General features: G+C 62.9%; 11 protein-coding genes. 4 read left to right on the top strand and 7 right to left on the bottom strand.

What is annotated here, in order from left to right:
- Positions 1-13: 13 nt before the first annotated feature.
- From PHF15_RS02530 to PHF15_RS02505, 6 genes are all read right to left on the bottom strand, one after another.
- On the bottom strand, positions 14-874 hold the full coding sequence (locus PHF15_RS02530) for an ABC transporter permease subunit (RefSeq protein ID WP_300118715.1): 861 nt from the start codon (positions 872-874) through the stop codon (positions 14-16).
- Between the two features lie 10 nt (positions 875-884).
- On the bottom strand, positions 885-1,802 hold the full coding sequence (locus PHF15_RS02525; protein ID WP_300118713.1) for an ABC transporter permease: 918 nt from the start codon (positions 1,800-1,802) through the stop codon (positions 885-887).
- A gap of 9 nt (positions 1,803-1,811) precedes the next feature.
- Positions 1,812-2,912, bottom strand: coding sequence for a polyamine ABC transporter ATP-binding protein (gene potA / locus PHF15_RS02520; RefSeq protein ID WP_300118710.1), 1,101 nt, complete (start codon positions 2,910-2,912; stop codon positions 1,812-1,814).
- Between the two features lie 93 nt (positions 2,913-3,005).
- A complete protein-coding gene (locus tag PHF15_RS02515; RefSeq protein ID WP_300119080.1) occupies positions 3,006-4,166 on the bottom strand; it encodes an extracellular solute-binding protein in 1,161 nt (386 codons plus the stop codon).
- Positions 4,167-4,258: 92 nt separating this feature from the next.
- Positions 4,259-5,668, bottom strand: coding sequence for an aspartate aminotransferase family protein (locus PHF15_RS02510; RefSeq protein ID WP_300118708.1), 1,410 nt, complete (start codon positions 5,666-5,668; stop codon positions 4,259-4,261).
- 46 nt (positions 5,669-5,714) lie between these two features.
- Positions 5,715-7,082 (bottom strand): glutamine synthetase family protein, encoded by a 1,368-nt coding sequence (locus PHF15_RS02505; protein WP_300119078.1) that lies wholly within the window; start codon positions 7,080-7,082, stop codon positions 5,715-5,717.
- A gap of 124 nt (positions 7,083-7,206) precedes the next feature.
- Here PHF15_RS02505 and PHF15_RS02500 point away from each other — a divergent pair, with 124 nt between their 5' ends.
- The 4 genes from PHF15_RS02500 to recD are packed head-to-tail and all read left to right on the top strand — an operon-like array spanning position 7,207 to position 17,502.
- Positions 7,207-8,685: a PLP-dependent aminotransferase family protein gene (locus PHF15_RS02500; protein ID WP_300118706.1), complete on the top strand. Its 1,479-nt coding sequence runs from the start codon at positions 7,207-7,209 to the stop codon at positions 8,683-8,685.
- Positions 8,682-12,116, top strand: coding sequence for an exodeoxyribonuclease V subunit gamma (recC, locus tag PHF15_RS02495; RefSeq protein WP_300118704.1), 3,435 nt, complete (start codon positions 8,682-8,684; stop codon positions 12,114-12,116). The genes PHF15_RS02500 and recC overlap by 4 nt, the downstream gene beginning before the upstream one ends.
- A complete protein-coding gene (recB, locus tag PHF15_RS02490; protein ID WP_300118701.1) occupies positions 12,113-15,706 on the top strand; it encodes an exodeoxyribonuclease V subunit beta in 3,594 nt (1,197 codons plus the stop codon). Before recC ends, recB begins: the two co-directional genes overlap by 4 nt.
- Complete coding sequence (gene recD, locus PHF15_RS02485) at positions 15,703-17,502, top strand: exodeoxyribonuclease V subunit alpha (RefSeq protein ID WP_300118698.1); 1,800 nt, start codon at positions 15,703-15,705, stop codon at positions 17,500-17,502. The genes recB and recD overlap by 4 nt, the downstream gene beginning before the upstream one ends.
- Here the strand turns inward: recD and PHF15_RS02480 are convergent.
- Positions 17,472-18,170, bottom strand: coding sequence for a hypothetical protein (locus PHF15_RS02480; protein ID WP_300118696.1), 699 nt, complete (start codon positions 18,168-18,170; stop codon positions 17,472-17,474). The two genes, recD and PHF15_RS02480, sit on opposite strands and share 31 nt — an antisense overlap.
- Between the last annotated feature and the right edge of the window lie 287 nt (positions 18,171-18,457).

Raw genomic sequence — 18,457 nt, 5'->3', positions numbered from 1 at the left:
GGCACCAAAATGCCTACTGCGCCTGCAACGCCGCCAGTTCGGCGCGCGTGGCAGCGGCAATTTCACGCTCACGGCGGCGGGTCTGGCGCGCCACCCAGACGCTGTAGCCCACCACCACCACGGTGACCGACACGATCAGCAGCGTGGCCGCAGCGTAAATGGTCGGGTTGATACCGCGCCGGGCATAACCGAAGATGACCTGCGGCAGGGTATTGACACCGGGGCCGGACAAAAATTCGGCAATCACCACATCATCGAACGAGAGCGTAAAGGCCAGCAGGTAGGCGGCAAAAATGGCCTGCAAAATATTGGGCATGGTGATCAGAAAGAACACCTGAAACGGCTTGGCGCCCAGATCCATGGCGGCCTCCTCGAAGGCCCGGTCCATCTCCAGCAGGCGCGACTGGATCACCACCATGCCATACGCCATGCCCAGCAGGGTATGCCCCAGCACAATGGTCAACATGCCGCGCTGCGGCCAGCCGAAGGCGTTTTGCACGCCCACCATCAGCAGCAGCAAGGACAGGCCAATTACCACCTCGGGCATCACCAGCGGGGCGTTGACCATGCCCGAAAACAGCGTGCGTCCCGGAAAGCGGCGGTAGCGCACCAGCACAAAAGCGGCAAAGGTGGCCAGCACCGCCGAGGCCACGCCCGCAAAGGTGGCCACCTGGATCGAGAGCCAGAAACCATCGACGATCTTGGTGTCAAGCGTGAGCGCCTCGTACCAGCGCAGCGAGAAGCCGGTGAAGACCGCGTCCTGGCGCGTGCTGTTGAACGAAAACACGATCATGAAAAACAGCGGCAGGTACAAAAACAGGAAAGTGAGCCCGAGCCAGAGCTTGCCAAAGTACCGGTTCAAAAATTGTTTCATGTGGCTGGCCTCAGGCTTTGGGTTCGGCCGCATCGCCGGTATAGTGGTAATAAATGGCCAGAGGCACCACGATCAGCCCGATCATCACCACCGCCAGCGCCGTGGCGCGCGGCCAGTTGTTGCTGCTGAACATTTCATCCCAGACCACGCGGCCGATCATGATGTTCTCAGGTCCACCAAGCAACGATGGAATGACAAATTCACCCACCGACGGGATAAACACCAGCATGAAGCCTGCCACGATGCCGGCCTTGGACAGCGGCACGGTGACCAGCCAGAACGCACCGAGGGGCGAGGCGCCAAGATCGTAGGCGGCTTCCAGCAGGCGAAAGTCCATCTTGACCAGATTGGCGTACAACGGCAGTACCATGAAAGGGAGATAGACGTAGGTCATGCCCACCAGCATCGAGACGTCGGTGTAAAGCATTTGCAGCGGCTCGCTGATCAGGCCCAGGCCCATGAAAATCTGGTTCAGCACGCCCTGATCGGCCAGGATGCCTTTCCAGGCATAAACCCGCAGCAAAAAGGAGGTCCAGAACGGCAGCATCACCATCATCAGCAAGGCCGGGCGCACGCTGGGTTTGGAACGGGCAATGAAATACGAGAACGGGTAGCCGATCACGAGGCACAGCAGCGCCGTGCAAAGGGCGTACCAAAGCGAGCGCACATAGGCTTCGATGTAGATGGTCTGAAACGGGGCGCCGCCTTCGCCCGTGCGAAAAATCGACCAGTAGTTTTCGTATTTGAGCTTGAGCAGGCCGGTGCTGGAGTCCCAGATCGGCTTGAACGGCGAAATGTCGTTGCCCATATCGACAAAGCTGATGTACAGCAAAATCAAAAACGGGAACAGAAAGAACAGGATCAGCCAGACAAAGGGCACGCTGATGACAAAGCGTTTGCCGGGCATCGTCATACTTCTGATGGCCATGGCGGCTCCTTAGTCGCGCAGCACAATGCCAGCGCCGTTATGCCACCAGAAATACACATCATCTTCCCAGGTGATGTTGCTCAGCTCGTGTCGCGACGTATTGGCTTCAGTGATCTTGACCTTGGTTCCGTCCGAGGCGGTGACGATGTAGGTGTTGTGTGCACCAAAGTAGGCAATCTCCTTGACCTTGCCACTGAACAGGTTATGGTCAACGGCAGGCCGCTCCTTGCTGATTTCAATTTTCTCCGGGCGCACCGCAATTGACACCGGCATGTTCAGCGCACCGCTGACGCCATGCCCGACGTGAATTTCGCCAATGGCGGTCTGCACCGCGCAGCGGTCGGGCTGATCGATGCTGAGCTTGCCGTCGAACAGGTTGACGTTGCCGATGAAGTCGGCCACAAAACGGTTGGCCGGGTGCTCATAGACCTCTTCGGGCGAGCCCACCTGCAGCACCCTGCCCTTGCTCATGACCGCAATGCGGCCCGCCATGGTCATGGCTTCTTCCTGGTCGTGTGTCACCATGACACAGGTCACACCCACTTTTTCAATGATGTTGACGAGTTCGAACTGGGTTTGCTCGCGCAGCTTTTTGTCCAGCGCACCGAGCGGCTCATCCAGCAGCAGCACCTTGGGTTTTTTGGCAAGGCTGCGCGCCAGCGCCACGCGCTGCTGCTGGCCACCCGACAGCTGGTGTGGCTTGCGCTTGGCATAAGCGCCCAGTTGCACCAGATCCAGCATCTCGCCGACACGCTGCTTGATGTCACTATTTGGCAGACCTTCGCGTTTCAGGCCGAAGGCAATGTTTTCCCAGATGTCCAGATGCGGAAACAGCGCGTAGGACTGGAACATCATGTTGAAGGGCCGCTCGTACGGCGCCAATTTGGCTACGTCCTGGCCGCCCAGCAAAATGCGCCCTGAGGTCGGTGTCTCGAACCCGGCCAGCATGCGCAGCAGCGTCGATTTGCCACAGCCCGAGCTTCCCAGCAGGGCAAAGATCTCACCCTTGTTGATGGACAGGTTGACCTCATCCACCGCCAGCGCTTCATCGAAGCGCTTGACCAGCTTCTCGGTGACGAGATAGTCTCTTTTGGAACCCACATCAGCCATGGTCAACCCTTTGCTTCAGCACATCACTTCAGATACAAAAAGGGCTGTTCATACCGAGCGTACAAACAGCCCCTGGCGTCATCACACCGGGCTTTACTTGCCCTTTTTGAAGCTGTTGTAAGCGTTGGCCATGGCTTCACGTGCCTCGTTGCTGAAGCTGCTCGGCGGAATCATCTTGGCGAAATAGTCGGCCTCGACAAAGATCGTCTTGTTGGCGGCAATTTCCGGCTTGACCAGCGGCACACCCGCCTTGTTGGCCGTGGGGTAGTTCATTTCATTGCTCATGCGCGCGGCGTTCTCGGCACGCAAATAGAAGTCGATGAAGGCATGCGCATTGTTGGGGTGCTTGGCATCCTTGGTGATGGCCATGGTGTCAAAGAAGATCAATGCGCCGGTGCTGGGCAACATGGACTCGATCTCGTCCTTGGACTTGTTCTCCTTGGCACGCGCAGCGGCAATGTTCATGTCCCCCGACCAGCCAATCGCCACACAGGCCTTGCCGCCAGCGACGTCGTCGATCATGGTCGAGCTGAAGATGCGCACATCCTTGCGCACCTTGGCCAGCATGTCGGTTGCCAGTTTGTAGTCAGCCGGATCATTGGAGTAAGCGTCCTTGCCGATGTAGTGCAGGGCCACGGGAATGATCTCGGTGGGCGAATCCAGGTAGGCGATGCCGCAGGATTTGAGCTTGCTGGTGTATTCAGGCTTGAACACGAGGTCCCAGGCGTTTTCCGGCATCGGCATTTTGCCGAGGGCCTTGGCCACTTTGGTCTTGTTGATGCCGACCGTGGTGAAACCCCAGGCCCAGGGCACCAGATGCTTGTTATCGGGGTCGGTCTTCGCCGCCAGCGTGGCCATGATGGGGGCGTCAAGATTGCTCAGGTTCGGTATCTTCGACTTGTCCAGGGGCTGCAGCAGGCCGCCTTCAATTTGTGGCTTGGCAAACACCGAGCCAGGCACCACGATGTCGTAACCCGAATTACCAGCCACCAGCTTGGCGTGCAGGGCCTCGTTGGTCTCAAAGGTGTCGTAATTCACCTTGATGCCTGATTCCTTCTCGAACGCGGCGATCATGCCCTCGGGAACGTAGTCGGCCCAGTTGTAGATGTTGAGCACCTTTTCTTCGGCATTGACGGGCGCGGGTGCCGGGGCACTTGCCACCGGGGCCGGAGCGACCGCTGGCGGTTCCTCTTTTTTACCACAACCTGCCAGAACGATGGCGGAGAGCGCAAACGACCAAAGGATTTTTTTCATCATAAAAATACTCCGAATAAGAGAAAACGGTGAAGGGAACGATAGTTTAAGCCTAGCAAAAACCAGACCAGCAAAATCTTTGCGCCTGGCGCCTAAATCAACCCTTTTTGGGTCAATTCCTGTTGCGTCAGATCCAGCGCCAGGCGAATCAGACGCATCATGTCGTCAATTTCGGCATGGGTCATGGTCAATGGCGGGGCAATGATCATGCGCTCACCCACGGCGCGCATGATCAAACCATTCTGGAAACAATGGCGCCGGCAGATCATGCCCACACCCATTTCTTCGGCAAAACGCGTCTTGTTTGGCTTGTTTTTGACCAGCACCAGGCCGGCGGTAAAGCCACAGGTTTCGGCGAGGCCCACCAGCGGATGCTCGGCAATGGATTCAAAGCATTTGGCAAGGTAAGGGCCAATGTCGTCCCTGACGCGTTGCGGCAGTTGTTCGCTTTCCATGATGTCCAGGTTGGCCAGCGCCACGGCACAGGCTACCGGATGCCCGCTGTAGGTATAACCGTGGTTGAACTCACCGCCTTTGTCAATCAGCACCTGCGCAACGCGGTTGCCCACCATGACGCCGCCGAGCGGGATGTAGCCGCTGGTGACAGCCTTGGCAAAGGTCACCAGGTCGGGCTTGTAGCCGAATTTTTCATAGGCAAACCAGTGGCCAAGGCGGCCAAAGGCGCAAATTACCTCGTCACTGATCAACAAAATGCCGTATTTGTCCACAATGCGCTGAATTTCGGGCCAGTAGCTGGCAGGCGGAATGATGACGCCGCCGGCGCCCTGAATCGGCTCGGCAATGAAGGCGGCCACCTTGTCGGCACCCAGCGCCAGAATTTTTTCTTCCAGCCAGCCCGCAGCGCGCAAGCCAAACGCATCGGCGCTTTCGCCGGGCAGTCCATTCTCGAAAAAGTACGGCTGCTCGATGTGGGTGATGTTGGGAATGGGCAGATCGCCCTGCGCGTGCATGCCGCTCATGCCGCCCAGCGAGGCACCGGCCATGGTGCTGCCGTGGTAGGCGTTCATACGGCTGATGATGACCTTGCGCTGTGGTTGCCCCAGCAGGTCCCAGTAGCGTCGCACCATGCGCACGTTGGAGTCGTTGCTCTCGGAGCCACTGCTGGAATAAAACACATGCTCGAACGTGCGGTCACCGACCTTGGGCGCCAACGCGGCCAGGCGCGTGGCCAGTTTGACCGCCGGCACGTTGGTGGTCTGAAAGAAGCTGTTGTAAAACGGCAGCGTCATCATCTGGTCGTAGGCGGCTTGCGCCAGTTCCTTGCGGCCATAGCCCACGTTGACGCACCACAGGCCGCTCATGGCATCGAGCATTTTTTCGCCTTCGGAATCCCAGATGTAGATGCCTTCGGACTTGACGATGACACGCGCGCCACGGGTAGCCAGGTCTCCATGGTCGGTGAACGGGTGAATGAAATGGGCACTGTCGAGTGCCTGGATTTCCTGGGTGGACAAGGCTTGTGCAGAAGTGAAAGCGTTCATGGTGGCGATCCTCGGGTCAGCAACGGAGAGATAAAAGAATGGCGAGTTACACGTGCAGCAGCAGGTGCTCGCGCTCCCACGGCGAGATCACTTTCATGAACTCGTCGAACTCGAGTTCCTTGATTTCCGAATACACCGTGATGAATTCCTTGCCCAGCACCTCGTGCAGGTCGGACTCGCGGCGCAGCCAGTCGAGCGCCTCACCCAGGCTGCGTGGCAGCGAGTACGGCGACAGGTAAGCATCGCCCTTCATCTCGGCCTTGGGCTTGATCTTGTTCTTGAGCCCGAGGTAGCCGCAAGCCATCGTCATGGCCAGCGCCACATAGGGGTTCGCGTCGGCGCCGATCACCCGGTTCTCGACCCGGCGCGCCTCGGGTGATGAAATCGGCGAGCGAATGCCCACCGTCCGGTTGTCGTAGCCCCATTCGATGTTGATCGGCGCGGCGGTGTTGCGCGACAGGCGCCGGTAACTGTTCACATAGGGCGCCACCAGCACCATGGCCGCCGGAATGTAGCGCTGCAGGCCGCCGATGTAATGCATGAAGGCTTCGGAGGGCGTGCCGTCTTCGTTGCTGAAAATGTTCTTGCCGGTAGTGACGTCCAGAATGCTCTGGTGCACGTGCATGGCGCTGCCCGGCTCGCCGGCGATCGGCTTGGCCATGAAGGTGGCGTACATGTCATGGCGCAGTGCCGATTCGCGCACGGTGCGCTTGAACAGGAAGACCTCGTCGGCCAGGCCCAGCGGCTCGGAATGGAAGAAGTTGATTTCCATCTGGCCGGCGCCGATTTCGTGGATCAGCGTATCGACGTTGAGTTCCATCTTGTCGCTGAAGTCGTAGATTTCTTCGAACAGCGGGTCGAACTCGTTGACGGCATCGATGCTGTAGGCCTGGCGCGAGGTTTCGCTGCGGCCACTGCGGCCAATGGGTGCCTTGAGCAGCGTGTTGGGGTCGGTGTTGCGGGCGGTCAGGTAAAACTCCAGCTCTGGCGCCACGATGGGTTTGAGTCCCTCGGTGGCAAACAGGTCGCACACCCGGCGCAGCACGCTGCGCGGCGCAAACGGCACCAGGTTGCCCTTATGGTCAAAACAGTCGTGAATGACCTGAGCGGTGGGATCGGTGGCCCACGGCACGATGCGCACGGTGCTGGGGTCGGGCCGCAACTGCATGTCCTTGTCAGTGGGGTCGATGACGTCGTAATAGGGGCCACTCTCGGGGAACTCGCCGGTCACCCCCATGGCCACCACCGACTGCGGCAGGCGCATGCCGCGGTCCTCGGTGAACTTCACGCGCGGCAAAATTTTGCCGCGAGCGACACCGGTCAAGTCGGGCACCAGGCACTCCACCTCGGTCACGCGGCGTTCGTTGAGCCATTGCTCCAGATCGTTGAAATTCATTGACTTCTTGGCATTCATGGTTTGCTCCAGGGTGATACTGTTCACCTATTTTGCGCGCAGTTATAAAAACCATTGTGAGCCAGAAATTGGTTCACAATCAGAGCCATTTAAACCTTGGCCTTGGTGCCACTTTCGCCACGACATGCTCTCGGAATTGTTACTGACCGAAATCGGCCGCCTGAACCAGCCCACCAAGCTGCCGCTGCACCGCCAGCTGTACGAAGCGCTGCGGCGTGCCATCCTGGACGGCAAAATTGCCGCTGGTGAGCGCCTGCCCTCCAGCCGGGACTTGACGCAAGACCTGCAACTGTCGCGCAACACCGTGGTCGCCGCCCTCAACCAGTTGACGGTTGAAGGCTATCTGGTCAGCCATATCGGCAGCGGCACCTTTGTCAGCGACAACGTCCCCAGGCTGCCTGCGCTCAAGCACCGCGGCGCACCCAGCCGACAAGCCAGCCTGTCGGCACGCGGCATGCGCCTGAGCAGCACGTTCTGCGCCACCGACCTCGAGATCCAGCCGTTCACCCCCGGCATTGCCGATTTCAGCGCGTTCCCGGTGGCACTGTGGCAGCGCCTGCAAAACAAGCACTGGCGCATGACCTACCCCGAGATGCTCGACTACAGCAGTTTGGGCGGCTACGCCCCGCTGCGCCGCGCGGTGACCGACTATCTGCGAGTGTTTCGCAGTGTGCCGCTGGACCTTGAACAGGTCATCATCACCAGCGGCACGCAGGAGTCTCTGGCGCTGTGCTCCCAACTGCTGGCCGACCATGCCGACACCGTCTGGCTCGAAGACCCGGCCTACTGGGGCGCTGTCAAGGCGTTCATGGCCACCGGCCTGGCGCTGCACGCCGTGCCGGTGGACGAGCTGGGCATTGCGCCCCAGCCCGCTGACGACGCCACGCCACCGAGGCTGATCTACGTGACGCCGTCGCACCAATACCCGACTGGCGCAGTGATGTCCTTGGCTCGACGGCATCAGATTCTCACGCTGGCGCGCCAGCACCAGGCCTGGATCCTGGAGGACGATTACGACAGCGAATTCCGCTTCAGCGGCCCGCCCATTGCCTCGCTGGCAGGGCTCGACACCGACCAGCGCGTGATCTACCTGGGCTCGTTTTCCAAGGTGCTTTACCCGGGGCTCAAGCTCGGCTACATGGTGGTTCCGAAGGGGCTGGCCGCGGCATTCAAGCGCGCCCACTACGACCTGAATCGCCCCGGCCAGATGCCGCTGCAGGCAGCGCTGGCCGAGTTCATCGAGATGGGGCATTTCGCCAGCGCATTGCGCCGCGCGCGGCAAAGCTACGCCCAGCGTCGCACCAGCCTGCTGGCAGCATTGCAGCCCTGCCTGGGGTCGCTGGCCCGGATCAACGGGGCAGAACAAGGTTTGCACCTGTGCCTGCGTCTGCCCGATACGCTGGACGACAAGGCGCTGGCGCAGCGCATCGCCAAGTTGGGGCTGACGGTGCGCCCGCTGTCGAGCTATTGCCTCAAGCAAACCCGGCTGCGTGGGCTGATCATTGGCTACGGCTATGCGCCGCTGGCCGAGATTGAGCATTTCGGGCCGCTGCTGGCCCGCACCATCGCCAGCGCCTTGGCAAGCTTCAGCCCTTCAACATGACCCTATCCACGCCCGGTGTCACCGCCCCCGTTTTCAAGCCGGGTTTCATGGTCCTGCACGGCAACCGCCTGGAAGACCTGCGCGACCTGCTCTGCGAATTCCTGCGCGCCCAGCCCTTGCCGCCTTTGACGCCCGAGGTGATCCTGGTGCAAAGCAACGGCATGAAGCACTGGCTGGAAATGGCGCTGGCCGACGACGCCGCCCTGGGCATTTGCGCTGCCACCCGGCTGGAATTACCCAGTGGCTACCTGTGGCAGGTCTATCGCAGCGTGCTGGGCGCTGCTGCCGTGCCGCCGCACATGCCTTTTGACAAGGGCCACTTGCTCTGGCGCCTGGTACGCCTGTTGCCCGAACTGGCGGCCAGCAACCCTGTTTACGAGCCGCTGCAGCGCTATCTGGCAGGTGACACCGACGGCCGCAAACGCTACCAGCTGGCGCTGCAGGTGGCGGATGTCTTCGATGCTTACCAAAGCTACCGCGCCGACTGGCTGGCGGACTGGGCCACTGGCCTGACCGGCCACGACGTGCTGCGCAGCCACAATGGCCAGCCCGGTGAGCTGGCAGACGCCCACGCCTGGCAAGCCCAGCTGTGGCGCGACCTGCGCGCCGATGTCGGGGCCGCGCTGGCCGATGCCTCGCGCGCCAGCGTGCATGCCCGCTTCATGGCCGCACTCACAGCCCAGGCGGCGCAATGCCAAGCCACCGGCCAGCGCCCGGAAGGCTTGCCGCCGCGCCTGGTGGTGTTTGGCATTTCTTCGTTGCCGATGCAAACGGTCGAGGCACTGGCGCGGCTCGGCGAGGTCTGCCAGGTGCTGATGCTGGTGCAGAACCCGTGTCAGTATTACTGGGGTGACATCGTGGCCGGCCATGACCAAGTGCGCGCGCAGGTGCGCCACCGGCAAAGTCCCACACCGCTGCCCGCCAGCGGCCACCCGCTGCTGGCATCATGGGGCAAACAGGGGCGCGACTACCTGCATTTGCTGGACGGCTTCGACGCGCCTGAACGCTACCGGCAACGCATGAACCGGGTCGATGTCTTCGTTGATCCCGCAGCCGGTCAGCAACACCCCAGCCTGCTGCACCGGATGCAATCGGACATGCTCAATCTTGTGCCTTTGCCAGCGTCGCCCCGGGCGCTGCCGCCAGATGACTCGATCCGCTTTGTGACCTGCCACTCGGCGCAGCGCGAAGTCGAAGTGCTGCACGACCAATTGCTGGCCTGGTTCGATGCCGACCCCGCCCTGCAACCGCGCGACGTGATGGTGATGGTGCCCGACATGGCCGCGTTTGCACCGCACATCCAGGCGGTCTTTGGCCGCTTCATGCCGGGGCAGGCGCGGCACATTCCCTATGCGCTGGCCGACACGACGCCGCGACAGTCGCCGCTGGTGCAGGCGCTGGCGCAACTGCTGGCGCTGCCCACATCGCGCCTGACATCGGCCGATTGGCTGGGGCTGTTCGAAGTGGCAGCGGTGCGCCAGCGTTTTGGCCTCAGCGAGGCCGATGTGGCGCAACTGCACGACTGGCTGGCGCAGGCCGGTGTGCGCTGGGGGCTGGATGCCAGCCACCGCAAGGCCTGGGGCGTGCCCGACGGCGTGGCGGGCCTGGACCAGAACACCTGGGCCTTTGGCTTGCGCCGCCTGTTGCTGGGTTATGCCGTGGGCGCCGGTGCGCCCTGGGGCGCCACGCAGCCGCAGGCCGCGCTGGGCGGGCTCGATGCGCCGGTCATCAGTGCCCTGCTCGACTGGCTGGAGGCCACCAGCACCGCCCTGCAAGCTCTCGCCGGTGACAAGACACCCGCGCAATGGGGGCCGATTCTGGCCGGCATTGTGGCGCGCTTTTTTGAGGCCAGTGACGACGCCGATGAACGCCTCATCCAGCGCTGCCTGACCCCGCTCGAAGCCTGGCTGCAAGCTTGCGAAGCGGCACAGCTCGACACCCCCCTGCCGCTGGACGTGGTGCGCGAGCACTGGTTGGCGCAGATCGAGGAAAGCAGTTTGCAGCAGCGCTTTTTTGGCGGCGGCGTGCAGTTCGGCACCCTGATGCCGATGCGCGCGATTCCGTTCCAGACGATTTGTCTGCTGGGCATGAACGACGGCGACTACCCGCGCCAACAAGCCCCGCGCGACTTCGACCTGATGGCGCAAAGCTGGCGCGTGGGCGACCGCTCGCGCCGCGAGGACGACCGCTACCTGTTTCTGGAAGCCATTTTGTCGGCGCGGCAAAAGCTCTACATCAGCTGGCAAGGGCACAGCGCCAGCGACAACGGCGAGCAGCCGCCCTCGGTGCTGGTAGCGCAACTGATCGACTACCTCCATGCCGGCTGGCAAGCCGCACCGCAGGTTCGACAGCAGCCGCTGCAGGCTTTTTCTGAAGCGTATTTTTTGCAGGATTCACCCTTTCAGACCTACGCCGCCGACTGGGCGCGAGTGCATGACAGCGCGACCCCCGCATCTCCCGCCGCCGACACCACAGCCCTGGCAGCCCCGTCCCACCTGACGCTGGCCGATCTGCGCCAACTGATGCGCCAGCCGGTCGAGGTGTTCTTCAGGTCGCGCCTGCAGGTGCGGCTTGACACGGTCGATGAGCTTGAGCAAACCGAAGAACCTTTCGCGCTCAATGGTCTGGAACACTACCACGCGGGGCAGGCACTGCTAGACGCCGCCGATTTGCCCCAGGCGATGGAAAAACTGACGCTTTCGGGCCAACTGCCAATGGCCGCCTTTGGCCAGCGCCTGGCATCTGAGCTGCAGGCCAAAACGCAAGTGGTGCTGGATCGGCGCGCCGACTGGGTGCAGCACTACCCAAATCCCCTGCCCGCGCAGTCGATCGACCTGCAGTTGGGTGGCATCAGCCTCACGGGAACTTTGGCAGGGCTTTACAGCGGTGAAGCCGGCTGGCTGCAAATCGGCCAGCGCGTCGGGGCCGTGCTGGAGGGCAAAAAAGATGAGCAAACCGCGCGCTGCCACATCGTGGTTGGCCTGTGGCTGCAGCACCTGGCGGCCTGCGCCAGCGCCATGCCCCTGACCAGCGTGCAACTGGGGCTCGACGGCCAGGCGGTCTTCAACCCCCTGCCCGCACCAGACGCCCTGGCCATACTGGAAAAGCTGGTGCTGGCTTACCAAGCAGCGTGGCAGCGCCCGCTCCCCATCGCCTGCAAAACCGGCTGGGCCTATCTGCAAGCCGTGCTGCAGGCCGAACGTCTGGCCGTGGCGCAGCCCGACAAGGTGCCCAAAGACCCGCATGACGCGGCCCAAGCCGTTTTCGAGGGCGGTCACGGGCCTGGCGAGCGCGCCGAGTCGGCCTATCTGGCGCGCGCTTTCGAGAGTTATGACGAAATCGAATCCAGGTTGCCCGAGTGGGCCGACATTTTGTACGGTGATCTGGCACGGCACATTGCACTGACCCCAAGCGAAGGCGTCAACGCATGAGCAACATCAAGCCACTCGACCCACTGACCCTGCCGCTCAACGGCCTGCAGGTGATCGAGGCGTCGGCCGGTACCGGCAAGACCTGGACGCTGGCCGCGCTGTATGTGCGCCTGGTGCTGGGCCACGCACCCAAAGGCACCCAGCCGGGCAGCGGTTTGTACCCGCCGCAAATCCTGGTCATGACCTTCACCGAGGCCGCCACGGCCGAGTTGCGCGGGCGCATTCGGGCGCGCCTGGCGCAGGCGGCGCGCTTCTTCAAACACGGCGAGCAACCCGGCTTCGAGGCCGATGATTTTCTGCGCAGCCTGCGCGCCGACATCGACGCCGCGCAATGGCCAACCTGCGCCGAGCGGCTGGACCTGGCGGCGCAGTGGATGGACGAGGCCGCCATCTTCACCATCCACGGCTGGAGCAGCCGGATGCTCAAAACGCACGCCTTCGACAGCGCCAGCCTGTTCCAGCAAAGCCGGGTCGAAGACAGCGAGGCACTCAAGCTCGGCGCCGTGCAGGACTATTGGCGCAAGTGGTTTTATCCGCTATCTGCCAATCAACTGGGCGCCCTGCAAGCTGTGGCTTCCAGCCCGCAAGAATTGCTTGAACAACTCGGCCCGCTCTGGAACCTTGAAGACAAGGCGCCGCATTTGGCCAGTGCGCCCGAGCAGACGCCTTATGTGGCCATTCAGGCCTGGGAGGTCTGGCAACAGCAGCACGACGCGCTGACATCACAGGCCCGACTTGCCTGGACGCCGGAACTGGTCACACTGGTCACCGAGGCCGCCGCGCGCAAGGCCATCAAGGGCTACCGCGCCGACTGGCTGGCAGGCTGGCTTGAACAAATGTCGGTTTGGCAGCAAGGCAACAGCATCAAACCCGAGACCCTGCAGCGTTTTACTGTGTCGCGCCTGCTGGAAAAGGGTTGGGCTGATGCCGCGCAACACATCGCCTTTGCCCACGTCGAAGCCTTGTGCCAGTCCCTCGATCAGGAACCCCCGGTGACCGAGCTGCTGCTCGCTCACGCTGCCCAAGAGGTCGGTGCCGCCTACCGCCAGGCCAAGTCCCGGTTGGCGCAGTTCGATTTTTCCGACCTGCTGCAGCACCTGTACCACGCACTGCAAGCCCCAGATGGGCGCCTGGCCGCCGCCATCCGCGCGCAATTTCCGGTGGCGCTGGTCGATGAGTTTCAGGACACCGATCCCTGGCAATACGGCGCGCTGTCCAAAATCTATGGCGCCTCTGGCAACGCGACGCAAGCCTCTGGTGGCACCGGCCTGATCATGATCGGCGACCCCAAGCAGGCCATTTACAGTTTTCGCGGCGCTGACCTGGCCACCTACCTGAGCGCGCGCCAGCAGGCCCAGGCGATCCACACCCTGAGCGGCAATTACCGCTCGACGCAAGGCGTGGTGGCTGCGGTCAACCATGTCTTTGGCCGCGCCGCCGAGCCATTTGGTGAAGTGCCTTACGAGAAAGTGAGCGCCTGCAACGACAAGGTGCAGCCCCTGCAAGTGGCCGGCCAGACGCAAGTGGCCATGACGGTCTGGCACCTGCAAAGCCCGCACCTCCAGCGCAAGGCGGTGTGGATGCGGCAAATGGCCGAGGTCTTTGCCACGCAGATGACGCATCTGCTCAATGCGGGCGCGACCCGACCCGGCGCCATGGCGGTGCTGGTGCGCGACTGGCGCGAGGCGCGTGCCATTCGCAGCGCCCTGGCCAGCCGGGGCGTGCGCAGCGTGTATTTGTCCGAGCGCGACAGCGTTTACGCCACGCCGCAGGCGAACGACTTGTGGCGCATCTTGCGGGCGGTGGCCAACCCGCGCGCCAGCCATTGGGTCAGGGCCGCGCTGGCGACCGGGCTCTGGGGCCTGTCGTGGCGCGAACTTGAAACCCTGTTTCAGGATGAAGCGGCCTGGGACGCGCTGACCGAGCGCTTTCATGCCTGGCAAGCCATCTGGCAGCGCCAGGGCTTTTTGCCCATGCTGCACCAGTTGTTGCATGAGCAATCGATCCCGGCGCGCCTGCTCAACCAGGACAAGGCCGACCACCAACGCCAAAGCAGCAGCGGCGAGCGCCAGTTGACCAACCTGCTGCATCTGGGCGACTTGCTGCAAAACGCCAGCCTCGGGCTGCAAGGCGAAGGTGCACTGATCCGCTACCTGGAAGACCAGTTGCGCGACCCGCAAGCCAGTGGCGACACGGCCCAGTTGCGGCTTGAAAGCGACGCCGACCTTGTGCAGGTGGTCACCCTGCACAAGGCCAAGGGGCTGCAATACCCGCTGGTGTTCCTGCCCTTCGTGGCCAACTACCGGGAGGCCGACAGCGGCCAGGACGATGCCCCGCGATTGGCCGAGGACATTCGCCTGCTGTACGTGGCGCTGACCCGTGCCGAGCAGGCCCTGTGGCTCGGCATCACCGCCACGCGCGGCGACGTGGAAGGCAAGACCATCAAGGTTAAAAGTGCCGTGTCGGCGCTGTTGGGCCGCCGGGCCAGCGGCGACCTGGCGCAGTGCCTCAAGGCCTGGGAATGTGCGCACATCGCGGTGCAAGATGCCCCTGAGCCCGATGACACCGCTTACAGCCCGCAGGCGAGCGCCAGGCACTGGAAGCCGGCGTTGACACCCCGGCGCCAACTCATCAGCCGCTGGTGGAGTGCCAGCTTCAGCGCCCTGACGCGCGACGTCGGTGCTTCGGCCGGCGGCGCGGTGATGGCGTCGGAACTGGACGAACGCCTGGGCGACGCGCACATCGACAGCGATTTGCCGCCGTCATCGCGAGCGAAGCGCGGCGATCCATGCCAGGACGATCAAGCTGATCCGCCGCCACCGCCATTCAATACCTTCCCTGCCGGCAGCCACTACGGCACGCTGTTGCACGACTTGCTGGAATGGCAGGCGCAACAAGGCTGGCCCGCAGCACAGCATGACCCTGGCGCAGCCGTCAGCGCGCAGTGGCAGGCCACGCTCAGGCGCCAGGCCCAAAAGCTCGGGCTCGATGAGACTGAATGCGCGCTACTGTCAGACTGGGTGCCAGCCATCGTCGGCACCGCACTGCCGCTGAACACGGCATCACCTCTGGTTTTGGGCCAACTGGGCGCCGAGCAGCATTGGCCCGAGATGGCATTCAGCCTGAAGGTCAGCGCGCTGGGCAGCGCGCAACTGGACCGCCTGATCGCTGCACATGTACTGGTCGGTCAACCGCGCCAAGCCATGCAGCCCCGCCAACTGGAGGGCATGCTCACCGGCTTCATGGACCTGGTCTTTGAATTCGAGGGCCGCTATTACGTGCTCGATTACAAGTCCAACAAGCTGCCGGGCTACGACCCGGCGCAACTGCAACAGGCCATACTGGCGCACCGCTACGACGTGCAGTACACGCTGTATGTGCTGGCGCTACACCGGCTGCTGAAATCTCGCCTGGCAGACTACGACTACGACCGGCATGTGGGCGGCGCGATGTATCTGTTTTTGCGCGGCATCGACCAGCCTGGCGCTGGCCTGTATGCGGACCGGCCACCCAAGGCCTTGATCGAAGCGCTCGACGCGGCATTCTCTGCCAGCCAAGCGAAAGTCAAACCTTTGGAGGCGGCCTCATGAGCGCCTCGCTGACTGAAGACGACGCCCTGGCACTGACCGGGCTGGACCGGGCGCTGGTGGCATTCCTGCAAGCGGAGCAGCCCAGCCCCGACCCGCTGCACAGCGAGCTGGCCGCCCGGGTCAGCCACCAGTTCAGTCTTGGCCACGCCTGCCTGGACCTGAACACGCTGGCACCCGAATTGCGCCAAAGCGCGGCCAGTCTGCCGTGGATTGAAGGCCCCAACAGCCCGCTGGTGCTCGACGGTGCGCGCCTGTACCTGCGGCGCAACTGGCAGGCCGAGCAAAACATCCGCACTTCGATTGCGGCCCGCCTGGCGCAGCCCTGCCCTGTGCCCGAAAACCTAAAAGAAACACTGGCGCAGCTGTTCGAGCCAGGCCAACCAAGCGCCGCCCCCGATTGGCAAAAGGTGGCCTGCGCGCTGGCCGCACGCAAACGCTTCACGCTCATCACCGGCGGCCCGGGCACCGGCAAAACCACCACCGTGGTGCGCCTGCTGGCGCTGCTGCAAGCCGACCCGGCAGGCCAGCAAACGCCCTTGCGCATCGCGCTGGCGGCACCCACCGGCAAGGCGGCGGCGCGGCTGGGCGAGTCCATCGCCTCGGCCGTGCAAAAGCTGCCCGAACACCTGCGGCGGCACATCCCGACCCAGGCCGTCACCTTGCACAAGCTGCTGCAAGTGCGCAGCAACCTGGCGCAAGACACGGTGCTGGAGCTGGCTGTGGACCTGGTCGTGGTCGATGAAGCGTCGATGATCGACCTCGACATGATGGCTCGGCTGCTGGCCGCCGTGCCGCTCACCTCCAGCCTGATCCTGCTCGGCGACAAAGACCAGCTGGCCTCGGTCGAAGCCGGCGCGGTGATGGGCCAACTCTGCGCCGATGCCGACCAGGGCAATTACAACCCGGACACGCTGGCCTGGCTGGCGCAAACCACCGGCGCTGACGTGAGCGCCTGGGCCGGCAACGGCTCGGCCCTGGCGCAGCAGACCGTCATGCTGCGCCTGAGCCACCGCTTTGCCGACGACAGTGGCATCGGCCAATGGGCGCGCGCGGTGAATGCGGGCGACAGCGCCACGGTGGAAAGGCTGTGGCAACAGGCGCCGACTTGGCAACTTGACGCGCCAGCCAGCGTAGCCCAACTGCAACCCGGCCAAGCCCACGACCCGCGCTTGAAGGCGCTGGTGCGGCAGGGCTGGCAGGCCTGGCTGCAACAACTCGAACCCCTCAAAAACAGCGCTTGCAGCGACGCGCAGGCGCTAGCCGCACTGAAAGCATTTGCCAATTTTCAGGTGCTATGCGCGGTGCGCGACGGCCCCTGGGGTGTGGACAGCCTGAACCAGCGCATCGCCGCCAGTCTGGGGCTGCCCGGCGAGGGTTGGTACGCCGGCCGCCCGGTGATGGTGACGCGCAATGACTACCACCTCAAACTGATGAATGGCGACGTCGGCCTGTGCCTGAATCACGCCAGGGGGTTGCGCGTGGCGTTCCCGGACGGTCAAGGCGGCATGCGCTGGGTGCTGCCCGCCAGGCTGGACGCGGTGGAAACGGTGTTTGCCATGACGGTGCATAAATCACAAGGCTCGGAGTTTGACCATGTGGCCCTGGTGCTGCCGGACCGGCTGGTGGCGGTGCTGACGCGCGAGCTGCTCTACACCGGCATGACGCGGGCCAGGGAGCAACTGACGCTGGTGGTGCCGCAGGCGGAGGTGTTGTTGCGTGCAGTGGGCATCAAGGTGCAGCGCAGCGGCGGGCTCGCCGACCTCTTTCAGCGGACCAGTCGCAAGTCCCATTCCTGAACGATCGGACCGTACTTGCCTTTGGTTTCCGCTGTGGGCATCAGCGTGTATTTTGCGGTCAGGCGTGCGGGGTCGATAAACGGCATCGGTGCCTTGCCCTGCGCACCTGGAGCGCCGGTACCCATGTACAGCGCGATGCCCTGCTTTTTCTTGTGGGCGCCCGATTGTGAATGGACGCAGTTGAAGGCAACATCCTGAACGGAAAGCAAGGTCAGCGAAAGTTCGTGCCTCTTTTTTTCCAGGTCCACATTAAGGATGCCGGTCGGCTTCATGGCGATCTCGACAGGCGCTGCGAGCGAGCAGGTCCAATGGGCGAACTTGCCATCCGCTCCACGAGACTTTTCGGTGAAGGATGAGTCCCATTGCGCAATCTGCACGCTTGCGTTCGGCGCGTCCTCGGTGATGAAATCGGCGGTGATGGAACTGCTATCGCGTTCCGTGACCGGCAGGCTGACCTTGACGGTGGCGCGGTAGGTTACCTCTGGGCCGATTTCTGTTCCGGACACCTTGATGGTGCCGGTGTAGCTGCCCAACTTGCCCGACTGCGCCAGCACCAGGGCCGGGCTGAAGGCACATGCCGCAATCGCTAAGGTGATCCATCGCGTCAGCAGTGACGCGTTCGCCGGTCTCGACTGATCGATCTGCGGCTGCCGAAAGTTTGTTTGCATGAAAGGTTCCTCCGTGAATCAGATTAGACGGGCTATCTGCCTATTCTGCAAGCGCCAGCTGTACCCGCAACGTGCCATTATGCCGAGCTCCACATGAGGGCAGGTCGTTCGCGCCGACGACCGGAATTTGTATGGTGGCCCGAGTTTGTAAACGTTTCAACCTCAAGTTTGGGGCAAGCACTTTGAGAAGATGGCTGGCTTGTGACGACCATCAGCCGACATTCGGGAGCGGCCGCTTATGGTGCTTCAGATTGCACGAGTAGCGCGACCGTGAAGTGTTCGCTCTT

Source organism: Rhodoferax sp., assembly GCF_028689295.1.
GTDB lineage: Bacteria > Pseudomonadota > Gammaproteobacteria > Burkholderiales > Burkholderiaceae_C > Rhodoferax.
Note: the sequence above shows the minus strand (reverse complement) of the source record. Positions and strands in the feature narration are given on the sequence as shown.

Bases quoted from the DNA above. Each gene is read 5' to 3' on its own strand.
- PHF15_RS02530 (WP_300118715.1), bottom strand. From the start codon at position 874: ATGAAACAATTTTTGAACCGGTACTTTGGCAAGCTCTGGCTCGGGCTC.
- PHF15_RS02525 (WP_300118713.1), bottom strand. From the start codon at position 1,802: ATGGCCATCAGAAGTATGACGATGCCCGGCAAACGCTTTGTCATCAGC.
- potA (WP_300118710.1), bottom strand. From the start codon at position 2,912: ATGGCTGATGTGGGTTCCAAAAGAGACTATCTCGTCACCGAGAAGCTG.
- PHF15_RS02515 (WP_300119080.1), bottom strand. From the start codon at position 4,166: ATGAAAAAAATCCTTTGGTCGTTTGCGCTCTCCGCCATCGTTCTGGCA.
- PHF15_RS02510 (WP_300118708.1), bottom strand. From the start codon at position 5,668: ATGAACGCTTTCACTTCTGCACAAGCCTTGTCCACCCAGGAAATCCAG.
- PHF15_RS02505 (WP_300119078.1), bottom strand. From the start codon at position 7,082: ATGAATGCCAAGAAGTCAATGAATTTCAACGATCTGGAGCAATGGCTC.
- PHF15_RS02500 (WP_300118706.1), top strand. From the start codon at position 7,207: ATGCTCTCGGAATTGTTACTGACCGAAATCGGCCGCCTGAACCAGCCC.
- recC (WP_300118704.1), top strand. From the start codon at position 8,682: ATGACCCTATCCACGCCCGGTGTCACCGCCCCCGTTTTCAAGCCGGGT.
- recB (WP_300118701.1), top strand. From the start codon at position 12,113: ATGAGCAACATCAAGCCACTCGACCCACTGACCCTGCCGCTCAACGGC.
- recD (WP_300118698.1), top strand. From the start codon at position 15,703: ATGAGCGCCTCGCTGACTGAAGACGACGCCCTGGCACTGACCGGGCTG.
- PHF15_RS02480 (WP_300118696.1), bottom strand. From the start codon at position 18,170: ATGCAAACAAACTTTCGGCAGCCGCAGATCGATCAGTCGAGACCGGCG.